Here is an 18401-nt window from a genome sequence, read left to right as displayed (position 1 = left end):
GAGCGAGCCGGCACACGTCTAGTTGCCAGGGAGATTTATCCGCGCGTAGTCGGGTAGCGAGGTGAGCGTTCGACGCTGGCCGGTGGCTGGATCGACGGCGACCAGTTCAACGGTGCCTGCGGTCCAGCGTTGTAGGAGGACTTCGGTGCCGGCGAGGCCGATGAATTCCTCACCCTCGCCGTTCCCGGGCGCTACGAGGTTGATGTGGCCGGCTGGTTTGCCGGACCGTAGATCGACTCCGACCAACGTCATGGGAGGTTCCGTCCGGGTTCCGGCCGGCTGGCTGGTCAGGGCCTCTTCCTGGGCGACGACGAGAGCCCATACCGTCGGCGGATCGCCTCCGCCGCGTACGAGCGGGACGAGTGCGTTGCGGATATCGCCGCTGCCCACTTGTTGGGTGGTGGGGATCGACACCGAGCGGGCGTTGCGGCCGTCGGCGTCTTGGATGGCGATGGTGAGTTGGCGGCGCGGTTGGTGGTTGGGGCCGAGGTAAAACTCCGCGGTGGCCACTTCACGGCCGTCGAGGAATGCCAGCATTTGGCGGGCCGGCATCGCGGGTAACGCAAGCGGGTGCAGTTCCCCGATGGGCAGGGTGAGCGTTGTGTACGTCTCGCTGGCGCCGGTGGTTTGTCCAAGCAGTAACGCCTGCCCGTCGGACGACCATTGCCGCACGTCGTATCCGGGCGGGACGGCCTGCTCGGTGGTGGCGGTGAGGTCGCGGATCCACCACTGCCTGTCTCGGCGCTGGGCTAACCATCGCCCGTCCGGGGAGAGGAGCTGGGTGGGCTCGCCCGTCGCGGATGTCAGTCCGACGCCGAATTGGTCACCGGATGCGGTCACGAGGTAGATCGGCAGTCGAGGCAATCCGCCGGCTGCGATGGTGAAGGTTTCGGGGTCATTGATCTGGTAGAGCAGGGCTGCTCGTCCTACGGCCTGGTCGGTGGGCAGGGCGGTCGGAGCGGGTGGCGGCACCAGCCGGCTCGGTAGTCCGGTCAGCAGTCCCTGCGCCGAGACCGGTGCGGCGACCTCGGCGGATGCCGGTGACCGGGTGGGGTTCGTCCGCCAGAGCGTCACTCCGGCGGCCCCGCCGATCAGCACTCCGGCCACCGCGACCGCAACCCATCGCCGGCGTCGGTGTCGTCCCGGCGGCGTAACGGGTGTCGGTCCCGGTGCCGTGGATTCCATTGTCGTTCCCCCGATCCGGGCGCCGTGCCCGCGCACAGCAGACGCGAGGTGCGCCGAAGGGTCAACGGCCCGCTCGGACCCGACTCCCAATCGTGATCTTGGACGTGTCCCCGTCCTCCGTGGCCACCTCGCAGAGTCGGGCGGCGAACGCCGCCGGGCCTGGGCGGAGCCGATGCGACAGCCGAGAATCACGGTCGGTGCGACACGGAGCGCGTCAGCCAGTGGCCGGGAGATGCGACTGCACCGCTCACTGCGAGCCTTCTTCGACACCGAGCCGACCGACGTGGGTGTGCGGGATCGGCCGTCGGGGACCTTGATTCCACAGGCTATGCGCGCGACGTGACTCGTCGGCTCGGGGGCATCTTCGGCGCTCCAATGGGCAGCGTGACTGCGATTGCGTCGTCCGCCCGCACTGTGCTCGCCGGGCCGTGCGCAGCACGCGTCTGGTGAGTCGTGGTCCGGGGCTCCTCGGCGTGGTCGTGCCGGCGCGGGCGGCGGCGCCGCGCATCTGGTGGGGGCCTGACGTGGTGCGGGATTGGCGGTCGGCGCCAGCCGACGACGAGCCCCCGAGAGGAGGGTGGGCCGGCGAGGAGCGTGTTCGCTGTTGACTATGACAATAGACAGCCACTCAGTCGATGAAGGGCTAAAGCGATCTTTAGGATCTTCGGCGATCGAGTGGACCCCTGCTCACGGTCCTGTGGCTTAGGTCACTTCGATCCGCATGTTGATCACGGGGGGTGATGCGGTCAGCCCACGGCCACTATTCAATCGATGTCAGTGCATACGTGATGGTGTTGCGTGATGCAGCTTCGTCGGTGACCGCTGCGAGAGGGCTGCGGAACCAGTAAGCGACTAGCTATCGTCCGGCCCACTGTTTCTTGATCGATTGGGTGTGACGTGGACCGTCGGTGGCGTCGTGGGCTGGCTGTGTGGGTGGCGGCGTTGACGGCCGTGACCGCGGTTGCGGTGCCGGATCCGGGTCGTGCCGCTGCCGCTGCCGCTGCGGCGTGCGTGGGGGTGGCCGGGTCTGACGCCGAAGCCTTGGCGCTAGCCGGCTCCTGTGGTCAGCCGGTGGTGGTGGACAGCTCGCGAACAGAACTCACGCAGGTGACGGCGCAGCCGGATGGGAGGCTTCGGTTTGAGGCCTCAGTGGTTCCGCAGCGCACCCGCAAAGCCGGCACGTGGACCGATGTTGATCTGGGTCTTGCCCGTGCGGGGGATGGCTCTTGGCGGCCGTCGGCGGCTGTCGCCGATGTGGCCTTTTCCGGTGGTGGCGCTGCGCCGCTGGTGACGCTTCGCCGTGATGGCAAGAGGATGACCTTGTCGTGGCCTGGTGGGGCCTTGCCGACGCCGAGCGTGTCGGGTGACTCGGCCACCTACCCGGAGGTGTTGGCCGGTGTGGATCTGGTGGTGCGGGCCACTGCGACCGGGTTCACCCACGCGTTGGTCATCAAGTCGGCTGCGGCTGCGGCGAATCCGGCGCTGCGCGAGATTCGGTTCGGGCTCGGAGGTGACCCTCAGGTGAGTCTCGGTCCGGACGGGCGGCTGCAGGCCGCGGTCGGTCGGAGCGTGATCGCTTCGTCGGAGCCGGCGGTCATGTGGGACTCGCGCGTTGATCCTGGTGCGGGGAAGTCGGCGCCGTTGCGGGCGTCCGAGCAGCGGTCGGCCTCGACGTCGGAGGCTGCCGGTGACGCGGCGCAGGTCGCGCCCGTCGCGATGGAGTTGTCCGGTGGGCATCTGGTGCTGCGCCCCGACGAGGAGTTGTTGACCTCGCCGAGCGCGGTGTTTCCGATGTTCGTCGATCCAGCCTGGTCGGTCTACAAAGCCAAGTGGGCCTACGCCACCAACAACGGCTCCACGAACACGGACTACTCCTCTGCGCGGGTCGGCCTGAACCCGGACACGGGCGCGTTGTATCGGTCGTTCTTCGAGTTCTCAACGACCGCGAACGGTGTGTCGCTCAAGGGCAAGCACATCCAGTCGGCGTACGTGCAGATGAAGCTGGACCACTCCGCGTCCTGCGGCAACACCGTCGCCTCGATGTACCTGACGCCGTCGATCAACGCGACGATGAAGGCCACCTGGTCAAAAATGACCTTGAAGGGCTTTCTGGATGACGCGTCGGGTCACGCGAACGAGGCCGGGGGTTGTGGGTCCACTCAGCCTGACATGATCATGAACTTCTCGGGCGGCGAGGTGACGAAGCAGATGCAGGCCGCCGCGACGGGCAACTGGAACTCGTTCCCGGTTGGGTTCACGGCCCGCGCCGCGGACGGGTCGGGTGAGTCGACCGGGGATCGGTGGAAGAAGTTTTATCCGGCCGACGCCATGCTGATCGTTGATTACGACACCAAGCCGGGGGCGCCCAACGGGTTGCAGGCTGCTGGGGTGGCCTGCCCGAGCGGGGGTGTGGTGACCATCGGTACGTTGAGTCCGACCTTCTCGGCGGTGTTTCCGGACGCTGACCCCGCGGACTCGTTGACGGCGTCGTTCGAGTGGATTGAGGTGCCGGGCGGTGGTATCGGCGCCGTGACGGACACCTACCCGGCGCGTAAGTCCCCGCCGCCGAACAAGAGTGGTATCACCCCGAACTCCCGGACGACCAGCGCCGCGGTATCCGTCGGCACGACTCACGCGTACGCGTTCCGCGCCAGGGGCACGGACAAGGAGCCGTACTCGTTGACCGGCCCGTGGTCGGGGTGGTGCGTGCTCGTCGTGGATACCTCGGTGCCGGCGGTGACGGCGCGGATGGTGACGGTGCCGGCGGGGCCGGGTCTGCGGGGCCGGGTGCGTATCGAGTCCACTGACGCCGACGTGACGAAGTTCCAGTACGGCTGGGACGCCGCGACGAAGGAGGTGGCGGCTCAGGGCAGCAGCCCGAAGTACGCCGAGGTCGACCTGACGGCGATGAGCTTCGGGCGCAACGTGTTGTTCGTGAAGGCCATCGACGCGACCTTGAACGAGGGCTACGGATCGGTGGAGTTCACCGTCCGGCACCCGTCCGGGCCCGTCGCCAGGTGGGGCCTGGAGACGTATCCGGGTATGAGTCAGGCCGCGGCGTTGGCTGACGGCAAGCCGGAGCCGGTCAACTCACCGCTGATCCCGAGCAACGTCACCTGGTCGAATGACCTGCGGATTGTCGACGGGCAGACTGCCGCCCTCGACCGAACTGATGCGTTCCTGTCGACGTCGGCGCCGGTGGTTGATACGTCTCGGTCGTACAGTGTCGCGACGTGGGTCCGCCTGACCAGCGTGCCGACGTACAACATGGCCATCGCGACGCAAAGCGGCGAGTGCACTTTCGGGTTCTTCTTCGGCATCGTGCAGAGCGGCGGCCCGAAGTGGAACGTGACAACCCGCAACGGCGACTGCGCCGGCTCCGAGTGGACCTCGTTGACGTCGCCGACCGCGATCACCGCCGCTGACGTCAATCGGTGGACACATGTCGCGTTCTCCTACGACGAGGCCGCCCGCACCCTGACCCTGTTCATCGACGGAACCCCGGTCGCGTCCACACCGTGGACGGCGGCGTGGAACGCCCGAGGCCCCTTCCACGTGGGCCGTGACTGGGCCACCGGATCTGGTGTGTCGGGCAACTTCTTCACCGGAGGCGTGGCCGACGTTCAGGTCTTCGACCGCGTCCTCGTGGCGCAGGACTTCACCGGTCAACTCGCGACCGATCCCGGATCGGGTGGCTTCAACGAGCCCGGAATTCTGTCGCCGGTTCGTGTTGGGGATTGGGAATTCGAGTTCGCCCAGCCCTGTTACCTGCCTGACTGGAGGGACACCTGCCAGGCGCGCGACTTGGTGACGGCGTGGGACCGATGGCTGGCGCTGACCAAGGGCGCCGACGTGGCCGCCGGATATGGCGGTGGGCAGGGTTTGTGGCTCGACCACCTGTATTTCCCCGACGACGGCAATAACGAAATCACCGATGAGTACGGGCGCACCGCCACGAAGCTGGCGCCGAGCACCGACGCCGACGGTAACGAGGTGAACGTGTGGCAGGACAAGGCGGTGCTGCGCACCGATGACTCGTTCACCATGTCGGCGTGGGTGATAGCCGACGCCGAGGGCATGCGGGCCGCGGTGTCTCAGCGAGGTGTGCATCAGAGTGCCGCCTGGCTGAAGTTCCAGTCCGATGTCGGCACGTGGCAGTTCGCGGTCAGCGACGACGACACCCCGACCACAATCGCGGCGTCGGTGCGGTCGGAGAACCCGGCCTCCACTGATGTCTGGACACATCTGGCCGGCGTGTACGACGCGGGTCGACACGAGATCCGCCTCTACGTCAACGGTCTCCTCGAAGGCACCCAGCCTGTCGCTTTCACGCCGATGGCGTCGAGCGGACCGCTGCTGGTGGGCCGCGCGTTGTGGAACGACCAGATCGTGGATCAGTGGGTCGGCGGCATCGACAACGTCGCGGTGTTCCAAGGCGCGATGACCGACACCGCGGTATTCGACTCGTACAACTCGCAGGTCCCGGGCACCCCTGGCATGAGCAGCCTGGGTGAGGGGGAGACCCTCACCGCCGGTCAGTATCTGCGCTCGGATGTCGGCAACTACCAGCTGCTCATGCAAGACGACGGCAACCTCGTCCTCAGCCAGGCGGGTTTCCCGATCTGGGATACCAGCACCTGGAACAACCCGGGCGCCTACGCGACCCTGCGGACCGACGGCAACCTCGTGGTCTACCGCAGCGACGGCACAGCCTTGTGGGCCACCAACACCGCGGGCAGTGCCGCGAACCAGCTGGTGCTGCGCGACAACGGTGACCTGATGCTGCTCGACCCCGGCGGAACCATCCTGTGGCGCCGATGACCCAGCGGTGAACCGTCTTCTGCGTGGCCCATTCTTCCCGGGCCGCGCAGAAGGAATCGAGGTCCCCGGTCTGGCAACACCCAGCCCGCCCTCTGTGAATGCCCCCAGCCTTGTAGTGGTTGTCGGAGAGGAACAGTTCATGTCGGCACGGTCTGTGCGCGGCCTACGGCGGGTGCGCCGGAGTCATCTCGGTACGAGCGGCCGGCGGCTGACGCTGGTCGGGTCGTTGGTCGCGTCGCTGGTGCTGTCCCTGGTGCCGTACGTGCCAGCGCAGGCGGCCGCGCCTTGGCAGCCGTCGAAGCCGCCGGCGGAGAAGCTGGACCGTGACGGCGGCCCGGTGGCCAGAGGCAAGGCCTGGCAGCAGAGCAGGGTCGCCCCCGCCCCCACGCCGGCGCCCACGTGGCCTGCTCCCGCAGCCGCACGCGTCGACCTCCCGACAGCCTCAGCCCGCACGGCCAGCGGCCGCGGAGTTCAAGCCGGTGCGCTACCGATCTGGGTCGACCGAGGAACCGGCACGGCAGGCGAGCAGCTTGCCCACCTCGATGTGAAGATCGTGGACCGGGCAACCCTCCCGCAGGCCTGGCGTGACGGCCTGATGATGCAGCTGACCACCCCGCCAGGCGCTCCGACCGGCGTGGCGAAGGTGTCAGTCAACTACGACTCCTTCCGGTACGCGGCCGGCGGGTCCTGGGCGTCGCGCCTGCGTTTGTGGCAGGTGCCCGCATGCGCGGTGAGTACTCCCACCAGCCCGAGCTGCCGGTCGGTGCCGCTGCACACCGTGAACGACACCACCGCGGGGATCGCCACCGCCGACGTGAGCGTCACCTCCACGACCGCACCGGGCGCGTTCCTGATGCTGGCCGCGGGGTCTGAGGGATCGGATGGCGACTTCGGCGCCACGAGCCTTGCTCCCTCGTCGACGTGGTCGAGCGGCGGTAACGCCGGTGACTTCTCGTGGAACTACCCACTGCGCATCCCGCCGGCTACCGGCCCGTCCCCGTCGGTCGCCCTGAGCTACTCGTCGTCTGCCGTAGATGGCCGGTCGGAAGTCACGAACAACCAGCCGTCGTGGATCGGTGAGGGCTTCGACTACTCCTCCGGCTTCATCGAGCGCCGATACGTGCCCTGCGCCGACGACATGAAGAACGGGGCAACCAACACCACGGAGACCGGCGACCAGTGCTGGCGTTCCGACAACGCGACGATGAGCCTCAACGGCCGCGGCGGCGAGCTCGTCTACCAGGCGGGGAAAGGCTGGCACTCCCGCAGCGAGGACGGCTCGAAGATCGAGAAGCTGACGGGTGCGACCAACGGCGACACTGGCGACCCAACCTACGGTGACGTAGGGGAGTACTGGAAGGTGACCACCACCGACGGCACCCAGTACTTCTTCGGCCTGCACAACCTGCCGGGCCAGACGACCGCAACAGATTCGACCCTGACGGTGCCGGTGTTCGGTAACCACACCGGCGAGCCGTGCCACAAGAGCACCTTCGCCGGGTCGGACTGTGTACAGGCGTGGCGGTGGAACCTCGACTACGTCGTCGACGTGCGCGGCAACACCATGTCGCTCTGGTACGGCAAGGAGAGCAACAAGTACGCGCGTAACGTCACCGACTCCGACGACGTGACCTACGACCGGGCCGGTTACCTCAAGCGCATCGACTACGGCACGTACGACCGAACGACCGCGACGCACGGTGTCACCGAGCGCAGCACCACCCCGTACGCGCAGGTTCTGTTCGAGACGGACATGCGGTGCTTCACCACCTGTGGCACCGAAGCCGCCCCGGTGGAGGCGAATTGGGAAGACACCCCGTGGGACCAGGAGTGCAAGGCCTCGGCCACATCCTGCTCGCAGCAGTACTCGCCGACGTTCTGGACCGCCAAGCGGTTGAAGACCGTCACCACGCGGGTGTGGGACACCACCAGGTCAACCCCCGGCTGGCAGCCGGTTGAGTCCTGGACAATGTCGCACACGTTCTCGGCGACGGCTGACTCCACCCACGGGGGACTGTGGCTGGACCGGATCGACCACGCGGGCCTGGTCGGCACCACCATCAATCTGCCGCCGGTGACGTTCGGTGCAGTATCCATGGCGAATCGCGTCTTGGCCGAGCACGGTGCCACGGACAACTGGTTGCGGCTGTCCAGCATCGTCACCGAGACCGGCGCCCGCATCAAGGTCGACTATTCGGAACCCGAGTGCACCGCCGCGATCGTGGCCGCCCTGGCGCCGCACGACAACACGCGGCGCTGCTACCCGGTCAAGGTGCCGGATCCGAACGATCCGACGGGCAAGGCGCTGGTTACCGAGTGGTGGCACAAGTACCGGGTCGAGCACGTGGCCGAGGACGACGTGCAGATCCCGAAGGGGTACTCACCGACCACGCACACCTGGTACGAATACGAGGGATCTCCGGCGTGGCACTTCGACGACGATGACGGCCTGACGAGGCCGGACCGTAAGACGTGGGGGCAGTGGCGCGGCTACGGTCAGGTCAACACCCGCGTCGGCGACGACGGCAACCCGCGGACACTGACCGAGACGACGTTTCTGCGCGGTCTGCACGGCGACAAGCTCAGCCCGTCCGGCGGTACCCGCAGCGTGACCGTGTCAGCGTCGCTGGGCTCGGAAACCGTGTACGACGAGGACCAGTTCGCCGGACAGGTCCGCGAGCAGGTCGTCTACAACGGCGTCGACACCAAGCCGGTGTCAAAGACGGTGAACGTGCCGTGGCGGTCGAACCCCACCGCGAGCCGCCCCATCAACGGCGACCTGGTGGAAGCACGGTTCGTCAACACCCAGACGACCTACGCCGCAACTGCGCTAGGCGTGGACGGTTCCCGAGGGTGGCGTACGTCCCGAAGCACCAGCAAATACGACCAGACGTACGGCACTATCGACTGGTCTCAGGACGACGGTGAATTCCCGAAGGCCGGCGACGAGAAGTGCACCACCAACACCTACAACCGCAACCTGGGCAAGAACCTCACGCAGGTGCTCAAGCAGACGACCACCACCGCCTTGGCCTGCGGCACGGACCCGATCAGCGTCGATGACGTCATCTCCGACACTCGCAGCTACTACGACGGTGCGACCAGCGTTGACACGGCGCCCACCTTCGGCTCGGCAACGAAGACCGAGCAACTCACGGACTGGGCCCCCGGCACCGGCACGGTCTGGCAGACGATCTCCCAGGCCACCTACGACTACGCCGGCAAGCAGCGGACCTCGACCGACATCAGAGGCAACCTCACCACCACCGCGTACACCCCGGCGGTGGGCGGACCCATCACCCAGGTCACCAGCACCAACTACCTGAACTGGCAGTCCAAGGTGGAGTCCAACCCCTACTGGGGCTCGACGACCAAAACCACTGACCCCAACGGGAAGATCACCTCGGAGGTGAACTACGACGCGCTCGGACGGGTCGCCAAGGTGTGGAAGCAAGGGTGGACGAGTGCCGCCAACCCGAACGCACCGTCCGCGTGGTACACGTACTCGTTCGCTCCCGGACGCGACAGCTACCCCTACGTCAGGTCGCAGATCCTGAACCCGGACGGCAAGTACATCACCTCGTATCAGATCGTGGATGGGTTGCTGCGCCCGCGGCAGACCCAGACGATATCTCTGGGCGGTGGCAGCGACCGCGTCGTCACCGACACCATCTACGACGAGTACGGACGCGAGGCAGCAAGCTATGCCGCCCACGCAGAGCCCGGCGCGCCGTCAGGGGTTCTCTGGTCAGAACCGGACTGGTCCCTGCCCGCAGTGTCCAGGACCGTCTTCGATCAGGCGTCGCGTCCGACGAACACCATCTTCCTCGCGGGCGACGGCATCACGAACCTCGTCGAGCAATGGCGCACCGTCACCAGCCACGAGGGTGACCTGACGAAGGTCACCCCGCCGGAGGGTGGCACCCCCACCACCACCGTGACAGACGTCGAGGGCCGGACTGTCGCGTTGCGGCAACACACCACGGCCGCCGGAGTCAACGGCGCCTACCTGGAAACCACCTACGCCTTCAACCGCAAGGGGCAGGCGACGACGCACACCGACTCCGCCGGTAACCAGTGGATCAATGAGTACGACGCCAAGGGTCGCCTCTGGCGAACCACCGACCCGGACAAGGGCACCACAACCAGCACCTTCAACGACGACGACACCCTGCTGAACACTGTCGACGCCCGTGGTGAGGCCCTGTGGTACGGCTACGACCAACTGGGCCGCAAGACCCAACTTCGCGACGACTCAGCAAACGGACGACTGCGTTCCGAGTGGAAGTACGACACCCTCTTCAGCGGCCGGCCCGGATTCAAGGGGCAGCTGACCCAGAGCATCCGCTACGAATACGACTCGGCCGGTAAGGCGAGTGCCTACAAATGGCAGGCTACCGGCTTCACCGAGCGCTACCAGCCCACCGGCGCCAACTACGTGATCCCGCCTGCGGAGACCGGTCTCGACGCAACCTACCCCTACGGCTACGGGTACTCCCAGTTCACCGGCGCTCCCACGACGATCTCGTACCCGGGCGGCGGCGGCCTGGTCACCGAGCAACTGACCACCGGGTACGACGCCACGACCGGGATGCCAGTCCGGTTGGACACCAGCCTGACCCTCTCCGAAGGCACCATGGCAACCGCCACGTACACCGCGTACGGCGAACGTAAAAGCTCGATCTACAAGGTCCCCGGAAACGAAGACTTCTTCACCCAAGACACCGTCTACCGAAACGAAGGGACCCGCCGGATCGAGCGGACGATCGTCGAGCGGTCCTCGGCCGCCGGCACCGTCTCGGACCGCCACTACACCTACAAAAAAGCCGGCAACTTCGAGTCGATCGCTGACACCCCGGACGTCGGCCAAGCGGATATCCAATGCTTCCGCGACGACGCCCTAGGGCGCTTGACGATTGCGTGGACTCCGAAGACTGGGGTTTCCTGCGCCGTGGACCCCGTCCTCGGCAACCTGGGCGGGCCGGCACCGTACTGGCAGGACTGGACCGTCAACGACACCGGCAGTCGGCTCACCGAAACCAGCCACACCAGCAGCGGGAACACCACCCGCAGCTACGTCGTCCCCGACGGCGGCCCGAACGTCGTACGACCGCACGCCGTCACCCAGATGACCACAGACACACCGGGACAGCCGACAGTTGTCGGCAACTACGAGTACGACGAGGCGGGCAACACCACCTGCCGGCCCTCGGGTACCACTGCGAACACCTGCGACGCCTCCAAGGGTGGCAGCCAAACGCTGACCTGGGACGCCGAAGGCAAACTCACCACCGTCATCTCCAGCGCGAACACCATCGAGACCAACATCTACGACGCCGACGGCGTCCGACTCATCCGCCGCGACACCACCGGAACGACCCTGTACCTACCCGGACAGGAACTGCGCCGAGAAGGCGGCGCCATCACCGGCACCCGCTACTACAGCTTCGCCGGCACCGTCTGCGCCTCCCGCACCGCAGGCTCAGCACTCAGCGACCTGACGTGGCTCTACAGCGACCACCAAGGCACCCAACAAATCGCCATCAACGCCGGCACCCAAAAAGTGGATACCCGCCGGCAAACCCCCTACGGCAGCCCACGCGGGTCAAACCCCACCTGGCCCAATAACAAGGGCTTCGTCGGCGGGGACAATGCCCCCACCAACCTCACCAACATCGGCGCCCGGCAGTACGACCAAGGACTGGGACGGTTCATTTCCGTCGACCCGCTCATGGACCTGAGCGACCCGCAGCACTGGAACGCCTACTCCTACGCCAACAACAGCCCCATCACCCTCTCCGATGCCACCGGCCTCGACCCCGGCGGAGGCCAGCGGATCGACCAAGAACGAGAGGCAGCAAGACCGTCTACCTCTGGTGGCGGCAACAAGAATACCTCGGGTGGCAGCAGCGCCGTCGGCGACAACAACGTAAAGGCTGCGCGCCTCGCAGCCAAGGGCGTCTTCCTCGCGACCTACACCGACGACAACATCAACTGCAAGGCTCACAAAGGCGACTGCCTTACGTACCGCATGGCGGTGACTGAGCAAGACTTCGACCCGATCAAAGCCGAGATCCAAATCCTCTGCGCCGGCAAGTTCTCGGACTACACCAGCTGCCTCAATCAGTTCGGTTTCAAATGGGACTGCGGTGTCGCCAAGTGCCCCGAATCCATGATGTACGCCGGCGAGATTGTGGCCGAGATCGCCATGGCCGGAGGGTTCTCCATCGCTGGCCGCGGCCTCGTCACCGCCGTCGCCGCCAAAACAGCAGCGCGCGCTTGCTCCTTCGAAAGTGCCACGCTCGTCCTGATGGCCGACGGCTCCCGCAAGCCGATCAGCGAGATTGAAGTTGGCGACGAGGTCATAGCGGCGGATCCGGAGACCGGGGAGCAGGAGGCGCGTGAGGTTACGCAGGTATTCGTGCATCAAGACACCGTCATCGATCTAGCTCTAGACAACGGCGCAGTGTTGGGTACGACCGAGGATCACCCATTCTGGTCTGTCACCGACCACAAGTTCGAGCGGGCCGACGAGCTTGCCGCTGGTGAGCAGGTTCTGACAGCCGACGGGGCCGCGCTCGCGGTTCGTGGGCTTCGGCTCACCACGAGTCGAGCGACGATGGCCTACAACCTCGAAGTCGACGGTATCCACACGTACTATGTACTTGCGGGCAAGGCGCCAGTCCTGGTGCACAACACTTGCCTCACGGGCTACGACTCGCTATTTCCGACGATCAAGCTGACCAGCTATCGCGGGAGATTCAATGCGGCTCTCAATAAAGCCGGCTTCAAGCGGCTGCCTGACGATTGGGATGCCCACCATGCGATCCCTCAGGAGTACCGGAATGATCCGCGATTTGCAGGCTTCGACTTCGATGCCCCGTCTAATATCCGAGGGATCCCGGGGAGTAGGATGCAGTCGCGAGGGGCGAACGTTCATCAGGAGATTACCAATCAGTGGAAGTGGTTTGGTGAGGCGAATCCAGGTGCATCCAGGGCTCAGGTCGAAGACTTCGCCGCTCAAATAGATAGGGGATATGGTGCCTATTACTGGGGAGAACCTAAGTAGCTGGGTTGATGAGATGTGCGAACTCATCCCTAGGTTCACGCAAGGCTTCGAGAGCCGCTTCGGGTATCCTCCAGGGGAGAACGTGCTGGTCAGGGTGGCATCCGAGGCTGAGAGCGAGGGGAACCTACCTCCGGTAGCAGTTGGAGTCTCGGAAGATCTGCTCTGCTTCTACGGGCAGGTTGAGCGACTGTCGCTTCCGGACCTGGACAGCGGTTTTTTTATCCACCAATTTGCCGAAGTGGTCAATGGTGAGCAGCCGAAGATTCTTGCTGGCGATGTTAGCGACTCGATCGTCGTCTTTGGGTCAGATGGAGGGGGCGGTCTGTTCGCTCTCAGTGTCACCCAAGGAAACGTCTACAGCCTCAGTGGCGGGGCTCTAATCGGCGATATCTATGAAACCGAAGGACATGGGGTAACGATTATCTCTCGTGATCTCTGGGGTTTCCTGGAGGGCTTGCGAGGAGAATTGATCAACTCAATTTCGCATCGCTGATGGGGTGATGCCAGACCAAATTGAGTTACTTAGCGGTGGCCGGCCGGAGGGAATTCCAGTCGGGCAATCGCGCTGCCTGACGGCAGTAGCTGACGGCAACGTCAGCGGACGGGAGTTGCGCAGAGCGGTGGTTCGTCGCCGTCGGCGGGTCTGCTGGTGATCTCGGTGGGGTTGCGGAAGGCGTTGCCGAGAAGTTCGATGCCGTCGCGCTGGAGGCGGAGTCGCACGTGGGCGTACACCGTGGCGGTGACGCCGAGGTGGGCGTGTTCCAACAGCCCCTTGATCACAATGAGTTCGACGCCGTGTTCCAGGAGGAGGGTCGCGATCGAGACCCGGAGGTCGCGGAATCGGATGCGGCCGAGACCAGCCTGGTAGAGCAAGGTGGTGAAGTGTCGGGTGAGGGTGGCCCTTCGATTGGGGCACCGTCGGGGCGAGTGAAGACGTAGACGGTTGTACTGGCTGAGGAGGGGCTGCCAAAGGTTCGGTCAGTACGCACGCCGTGAGGCGGGCCGCGGCACGGTGGCAGGGCGAGCGGGGGCGGTCAGGCCTGGCGGGATTCTGTGAGGGGCCCCCGTTTACCCCCCGAAAACCCCTTCCAACCGTTGACGAAGGGTGACAAGGAGCGACGAGCGCATGGCGGTTTGTCCGCAGCTCAGCGACCACTTTCGGCAGGCAATGACAAGCTTGACCCTACTACTGTCGGTAACAAGGGGTTTTGACAAGCAATGACAAGCCTTGAACGAGGCTCGACATGAGGCTGTCCCAGGTTCAAGTCTCCTCGATCTCACGAGGGCGGCCTCGGTGATTGCTTCACAGTTACGGTAGCCGGTGCATGCAGGAGAGGGGGCCGGCGCCGGCGGCCTCCATCGACAGGTCTCGGCGGGCTCACGGCAACCGGTACGGTTCCCATCGAGAGAAGTGCCCGTGGGGTTTGCGATCGGGGCAGGATCCCTGCAGCCGCGCCTCACGGATGGACCTTGACCAAGGCTCGTCTTTCATGCCAGCGAGTGACTACTTGGCTGTGGGGATCGGTTCAGGCCGTAACTCCTCGGCCGTGACATGCTGGCCGATTGGTCGGTCGATCCATCGTTCACCTTGGCCGGGCCGCCGGTATGTCGGCTTGTCGTCCTGGGATGTCCACAAGACGATGTCGATCAACTGAAGGGCTGGTAGGTCGTGGATCTCGGGAACGGTTGGTGTCACGGCATCCCGCAGGGCCGCTATTTCGGCGCGGTGGATGCGAATCCAGATCGCCAAGGCTCGAACGACCTTGTCGATGCGCTCGCGGCGGTCCAACTCGTGCTGGCGCGCCTTGTTCGAGAAGCCCTCGCGGTTGAAGCCGAACACCTCCGCAATGTGTCCGTCGAGTACGGGAACCGCGTGGGGCCGATACAGGGCACCCATCTTGGTGATCTTGGGTCCCCAGACACCGTGGTACCCGAAGTGGCACAGGTTGACAACCGCGGCTACGCCATCGTCGTCCATCGTGTGCAGGTCGGTGTCCTCCGGTACGGCGGCGACTCGGGCTGCGAAGTCGCGTCGGCGGTCACGGGAGAATCCGGCCACGTCTTCGATGTCCACTCGGCCGGCGAGCGCGTTGACGTAGAGCAGTGACCAGGTGGTGACCTGATCGAACAGGCCGGAGGTATGGGTGCTGCGGGCGGCGAGATGGTAGGTGACCCATCCGCTGCGCGGCTCGGTACAGAAGGCGAGCACTCGTCGGGCTGCATCCGTCACGGGCACCGGAGCCAGCACGTCACCGTCGAACCCTGCCGCTGCCGGGTCAATGACCATTTCGTAGAGGTCAGTAGTCACAGCGACACCGTACGGGCTGGTCTCCTAGAGATCGACGGACGACCCTGCCGTGACAAGTCGTCGAGAGGTGGATGCCGGTTAGCCAGTCGTCACTCCGGCCTGGAAGCGCGCCGGGGTGTACCTCGCCTCGTTCGTGCCGCTCAGGAAGTCGGCCATTGGGGCACCCCTCACATACAAAGCTCTCCCGGTTGGTCGATGACCCGGGTCGGCGGGCACAAGCGGAAACCGTAGCGATTAGATCAATGGGACTGGATGCGTCTATGGCACATGAGCCGTCCGCGCCCACGTGGTTGAGGTGTGCTCTCGTCGACTTCTGCATCCACGATCGGGCACTGCACGAGCCTGGGTGGCACGGCCAGACGCACCAAGTCAGAGTCGGCCATCAGTTGGGGCTTGCTACGCCACTGCACCTGTAGCAACGCGGTCGGTAATTTCGGTGCGTGTGCGGGGAGACTACGGTGTGTCAAGGATCTGCCGTGGTCGGTTGGAGGTCAGGCTGTGATTGAGGGCTGGTTGCTGTCGGCGGCGACAGTGGGCGGGTCGGCACTGATCGGTGCTGTCGCCACAGATGTATGGCAGTCAGCGCGAGCGGGAGTAGGCCGCTTGTTCGGCCGGGCGGGACAGCGTCGGGGTGACGTGGCACAGGGGTGGGCGGATCAGACCGCCGCGGAGATCGCCGGCGCACCAACGGAGCAGCAGATCGAGGTTCGGCAGCGGTTGGCGCTGTTGTGGCAGCAGCGGTTGGCTGATCTGGTGGAGGAGCACCCGGACCTTGGTGATGAGGTGCGGACGTGGGCCGCCGATCTTCGGCAGCAGCTGCCAGCGGCAGAGAAGGATTGGGTGAACACGTTCATCGCGGGCGGTAACGCGACGCAGTACAACGCGCCCGGCGGCTCGATAAGCGTGACGAATCATCTCGGCGAGCGATTCACGTCATGAGCACGACGGAGAGCCGTGTCGGCGGCGATCGGTTCGAGGCACGCGACCGCTCGACCATGTTCAACGCGCCGGACGGGACGATCAACGTCTACCAAGACGGCCACGGTCCCCGACCGATACACCGACTGTGGATGGCTCCGCCGCACGCGGCGCGCATGGTGGCGCGGCCAGAGCTGGCGAAACCGCTGCTGGAGCTGGTGACTGCGGACACCGGCGAGCAGGTAGCGGTGAGCGGTGTCCACGGCACCGGCGGATTCGGTAAGACCACCTTGGCTGCCTGGATATGTCATCAGCCGCAGGTGCGCGACAGATTCCCAGGCGGTCTCCTGTGGGTGACTGTCGGTGAGCACGCCGCCGGCGCGGAGCTCGCCGGACGGATCAACAACCTGATCGAGCATCTCACCGGCGCCCGCAGCGGGTTCACCGACCCGATTCAGGCGGGACACCGGCTGGGCGCATTACTGGACAGCCAACCCGACCCGGCACTGCTGGTGGTCGACGATGTCTGGCGGGCCGACCAGTTGGACCCGTTCTGCCAAGGCGGGGCACGGTGCCGGCGGCTGGTCACGACCCGTCACCGCGGGTTGGTACCGGCGAGATCCAGCGTATGGGTTGACCAGATGTCCACCGTGCAAGCGGAGGCGCTGTTGACCCGCGACCTAGCCGATCCGCCGACCGACCTGGTCGACCGGATCCTGTCGGCGACCGGACGCTGGCCGGTGCTGCTCAGCATCGCGAACCGGACCGTGGTCCGCCACGTCGAGAACTACGGCGCCACCTCGGCGTGGGCGCTGCGGGACATCGCGGACCGACTCGCCGAGGAAGGCCCCACTAGCTTCGACTTCGAAGACGCCGCCCGAAGCGGCCGTGCGATTGACGCCACCGTCCGCGCCGGCCTGGACCTCCTCGACCCGGCGATCAGCGACCGGTTCACCGAACTAGCGATCTTCGGCGAAGACGTGGACATACCGCTGTCAGTACTCACGCTCTTATGGGCAAAGACCGGCGGTCTGACACCACGCGGCACCCGCCGGGTATGCGCGATCCTGGCGGGGATTTCGCTGCTGCTGCAGTACCAGTCCGAAACAGGCACCATCCGGCTTCACGACATCATCCGCTCCTACCTCATCCGCAACGCCACCGACAACAGTCAACGCACCCGACTGCACGCCCTGCTCCTGGACACTGCTGTCGCACTGACCATGCCGGCAGCCTCGCCGACGATCTCCGCAGCCTCGCCGACCACGGCCTGGTGGACACTCCCCGCCGCCGAGGGCTACCTCGCAGCACACCTCGCCGAACACCTACACGCTGCCGGACGACAGGACGAACTCGCCGCCACCGTCACCGACCTGCGATGGATCACCACACGCCTACAACGCCACGGGCCCGCCGCGGTCGAGGCAGACCTCGCCCACGTGACCACTCCCACCGCCACCACGCTGGCCAGGACCATCAGGCAGAACAGCCACCTGCTTACCCCTACCGACCCCCCCGACGCTCTCGGTGACGTGCTGGTCAGCCGCCTCGACAACGAACCCGACCTGGCACCACTGGTGGCCGCCTACACGTCTGTCCTTCCGCTGCCGCGACTAGCAAACCGGTGGCCACCCCCAGACGGTGCTCACCCCGCCCTACTACGCACTCTCCCCGGTCACCGCGGCTCACTGTCGGTGCTGGTATCACCGCCGGACGGGGCCTGGGTGGCCAGCGGCGGCCACGACGGCACTGTCCGGGTCTGGGAACCCACCACGGGCGCCTTGCGCCACACCTTCACCGACCACAACGGTCCGGTGTCGGCGCTGGTGTCCGCGCCGGACGGGGCCTGGGTGGCCAGCGGCGGCCACGACGGCACTGTCCGGGTCTGGGAACCCATCACCGGTGCCCTGCGCAGTATCTTCACCGACCACACTGGTCGAGTAGAGGCTTTGACGGCAGCGCCAGATGCATCGTGGTTGGCCAGCGGCGGCCCCGATGGCTCGGTAAAGGTCTGGGACCTGACCACCGGCGCCCTCCGATGCAACCTCGTCGGTCATAGCGGCTCGGTGCTGGCGCTCACAACGGCGCCGGATGGGTCCT

Annotated in this window: 7 protein-coding genes and 1 pseudogene; 5 read left to right on the top strand and 3 right to left on the bottom strand. The window is 65.9% G+C overall.

Annotated features, from left to right (window positions below):
* Positions 1-18 precede the first annotated feature (18 nt).
* A complete protein-coding gene (locus tag ABZU25_RS31790; RefSeq protein WP_355033040.1) occupies positions 19-1098 on the bottom strand; it encodes a hypothetical protein in 1080 nt (359 codons plus the stop codon).
* Positions 1099-2526: 1428 nt separating this feature from the next.
* On the opposite strand from ABZU25_RS31790, the gene ABZU25_RS31785 reads away from it, so the two are divergent.
* The 3 genes from ABZU25_RS31785 to ABZU25_RS31775 all read left to right on the top strand — a co-directional run bounded on the left by ABZU25_RS31785 (position 2527) and on the right by ABZU25_RS31775 (position 13568).
* The gene (locus tag ABZU25_RS31785; protein WP_355033039.1) at positions 2527-6006 is read left to right on the top strand and encodes a LamG-like jellyroll fold domain-containing protein; all 3480 of its coding nucleotides are present in this window, start codon (positions 2527-2529) and stop codon (positions 6004-6006) included.
* A 139-nt stretch (positions 6007-6145) separates the two neighbouring features.
* On the top strand, positions 6146-13075 hold the full coding sequence (locus ABZU25_RS31780; RefSeq protein ID WP_355033038.1) for a polymorphic toxin-type HINT domain-containing protein: 6930 nt from the start codon (positions 6146-6148) through the stop codon (positions 13073-13075).
* A 13-nt stretch (positions 13076-13088) separates the two neighbouring features.
* A complete protein-coding gene (locus ABZU25_RS31775; protein ID WP_355033037.1) occupies positions 13089-13568 on the top strand; it encodes a hypothetical protein in 480 nt (159 codons plus the stop codon).
* A 101-nt stretch (positions 13569-13669) separates the two neighbouring features.
* Here the strand turns inward: ABZU25_RS31775 and ABZU25_RS31770 are convergent.
* Positions 13670-13987, bottom strand: a pseudogene (locus ABZU25_RS31770) (tyrosine-type recombinase/integrase); the annotation flags it as partial.
* A 592-nt stretch (positions 13988-14579) separates the two neighbouring features.
* A complete protein-coding gene (locus ABZU25_RS31765; protein WP_355033036.1) occupies positions 14580-15383 on the bottom strand; it encodes a DUF6308 family protein in 804 nt (267 codons plus the stop codon).
* A 636-nt stretch (positions 15384-16019) separates the two neighbouring features.
* Between ABZU25_RS31765 and ABZU25_RS31760 the strand changes: the two genes are divergently transcribed.
* Both ABZU25_RS31760 and ABZU25_RS31755 read left to right on the top strand, forming a co-directional pair.
* Positions 16020-16322 (top strand): hypothetical protein, encoded by a 303-nt coding sequence (locus ABZU25_RS31760; RefSeq protein ID WP_355033035.1) that lies wholly within the window; start codon positions 16020-16022, stop codon positions 16320-16322.
* Positions 16319-18401, top strand: a 2083-nt coding sequence (locus ABZU25_RS31755) for an NB-ARC domain-containing protein (RefSeq protein ID WP_355033034.1), incomplete at its 3' end; no start/stop codon positions are given. The genes ABZU25_RS31760 and ABZU25_RS31755, both read left to right, overlap by 4 nt.

Source organism: Micromonospora sp. NPDC005215, from assembly GCF_040607915.1.
Lineage (GTDB): Bacteria > Actinomycetota > Actinomycetes > Mycobacteriales > Micromonosporaceae > Micromonospora.
Note: the sequence above shows the minus strand (reverse complement) of the source record. Positions and strands in the feature narration are given on the sequence as shown.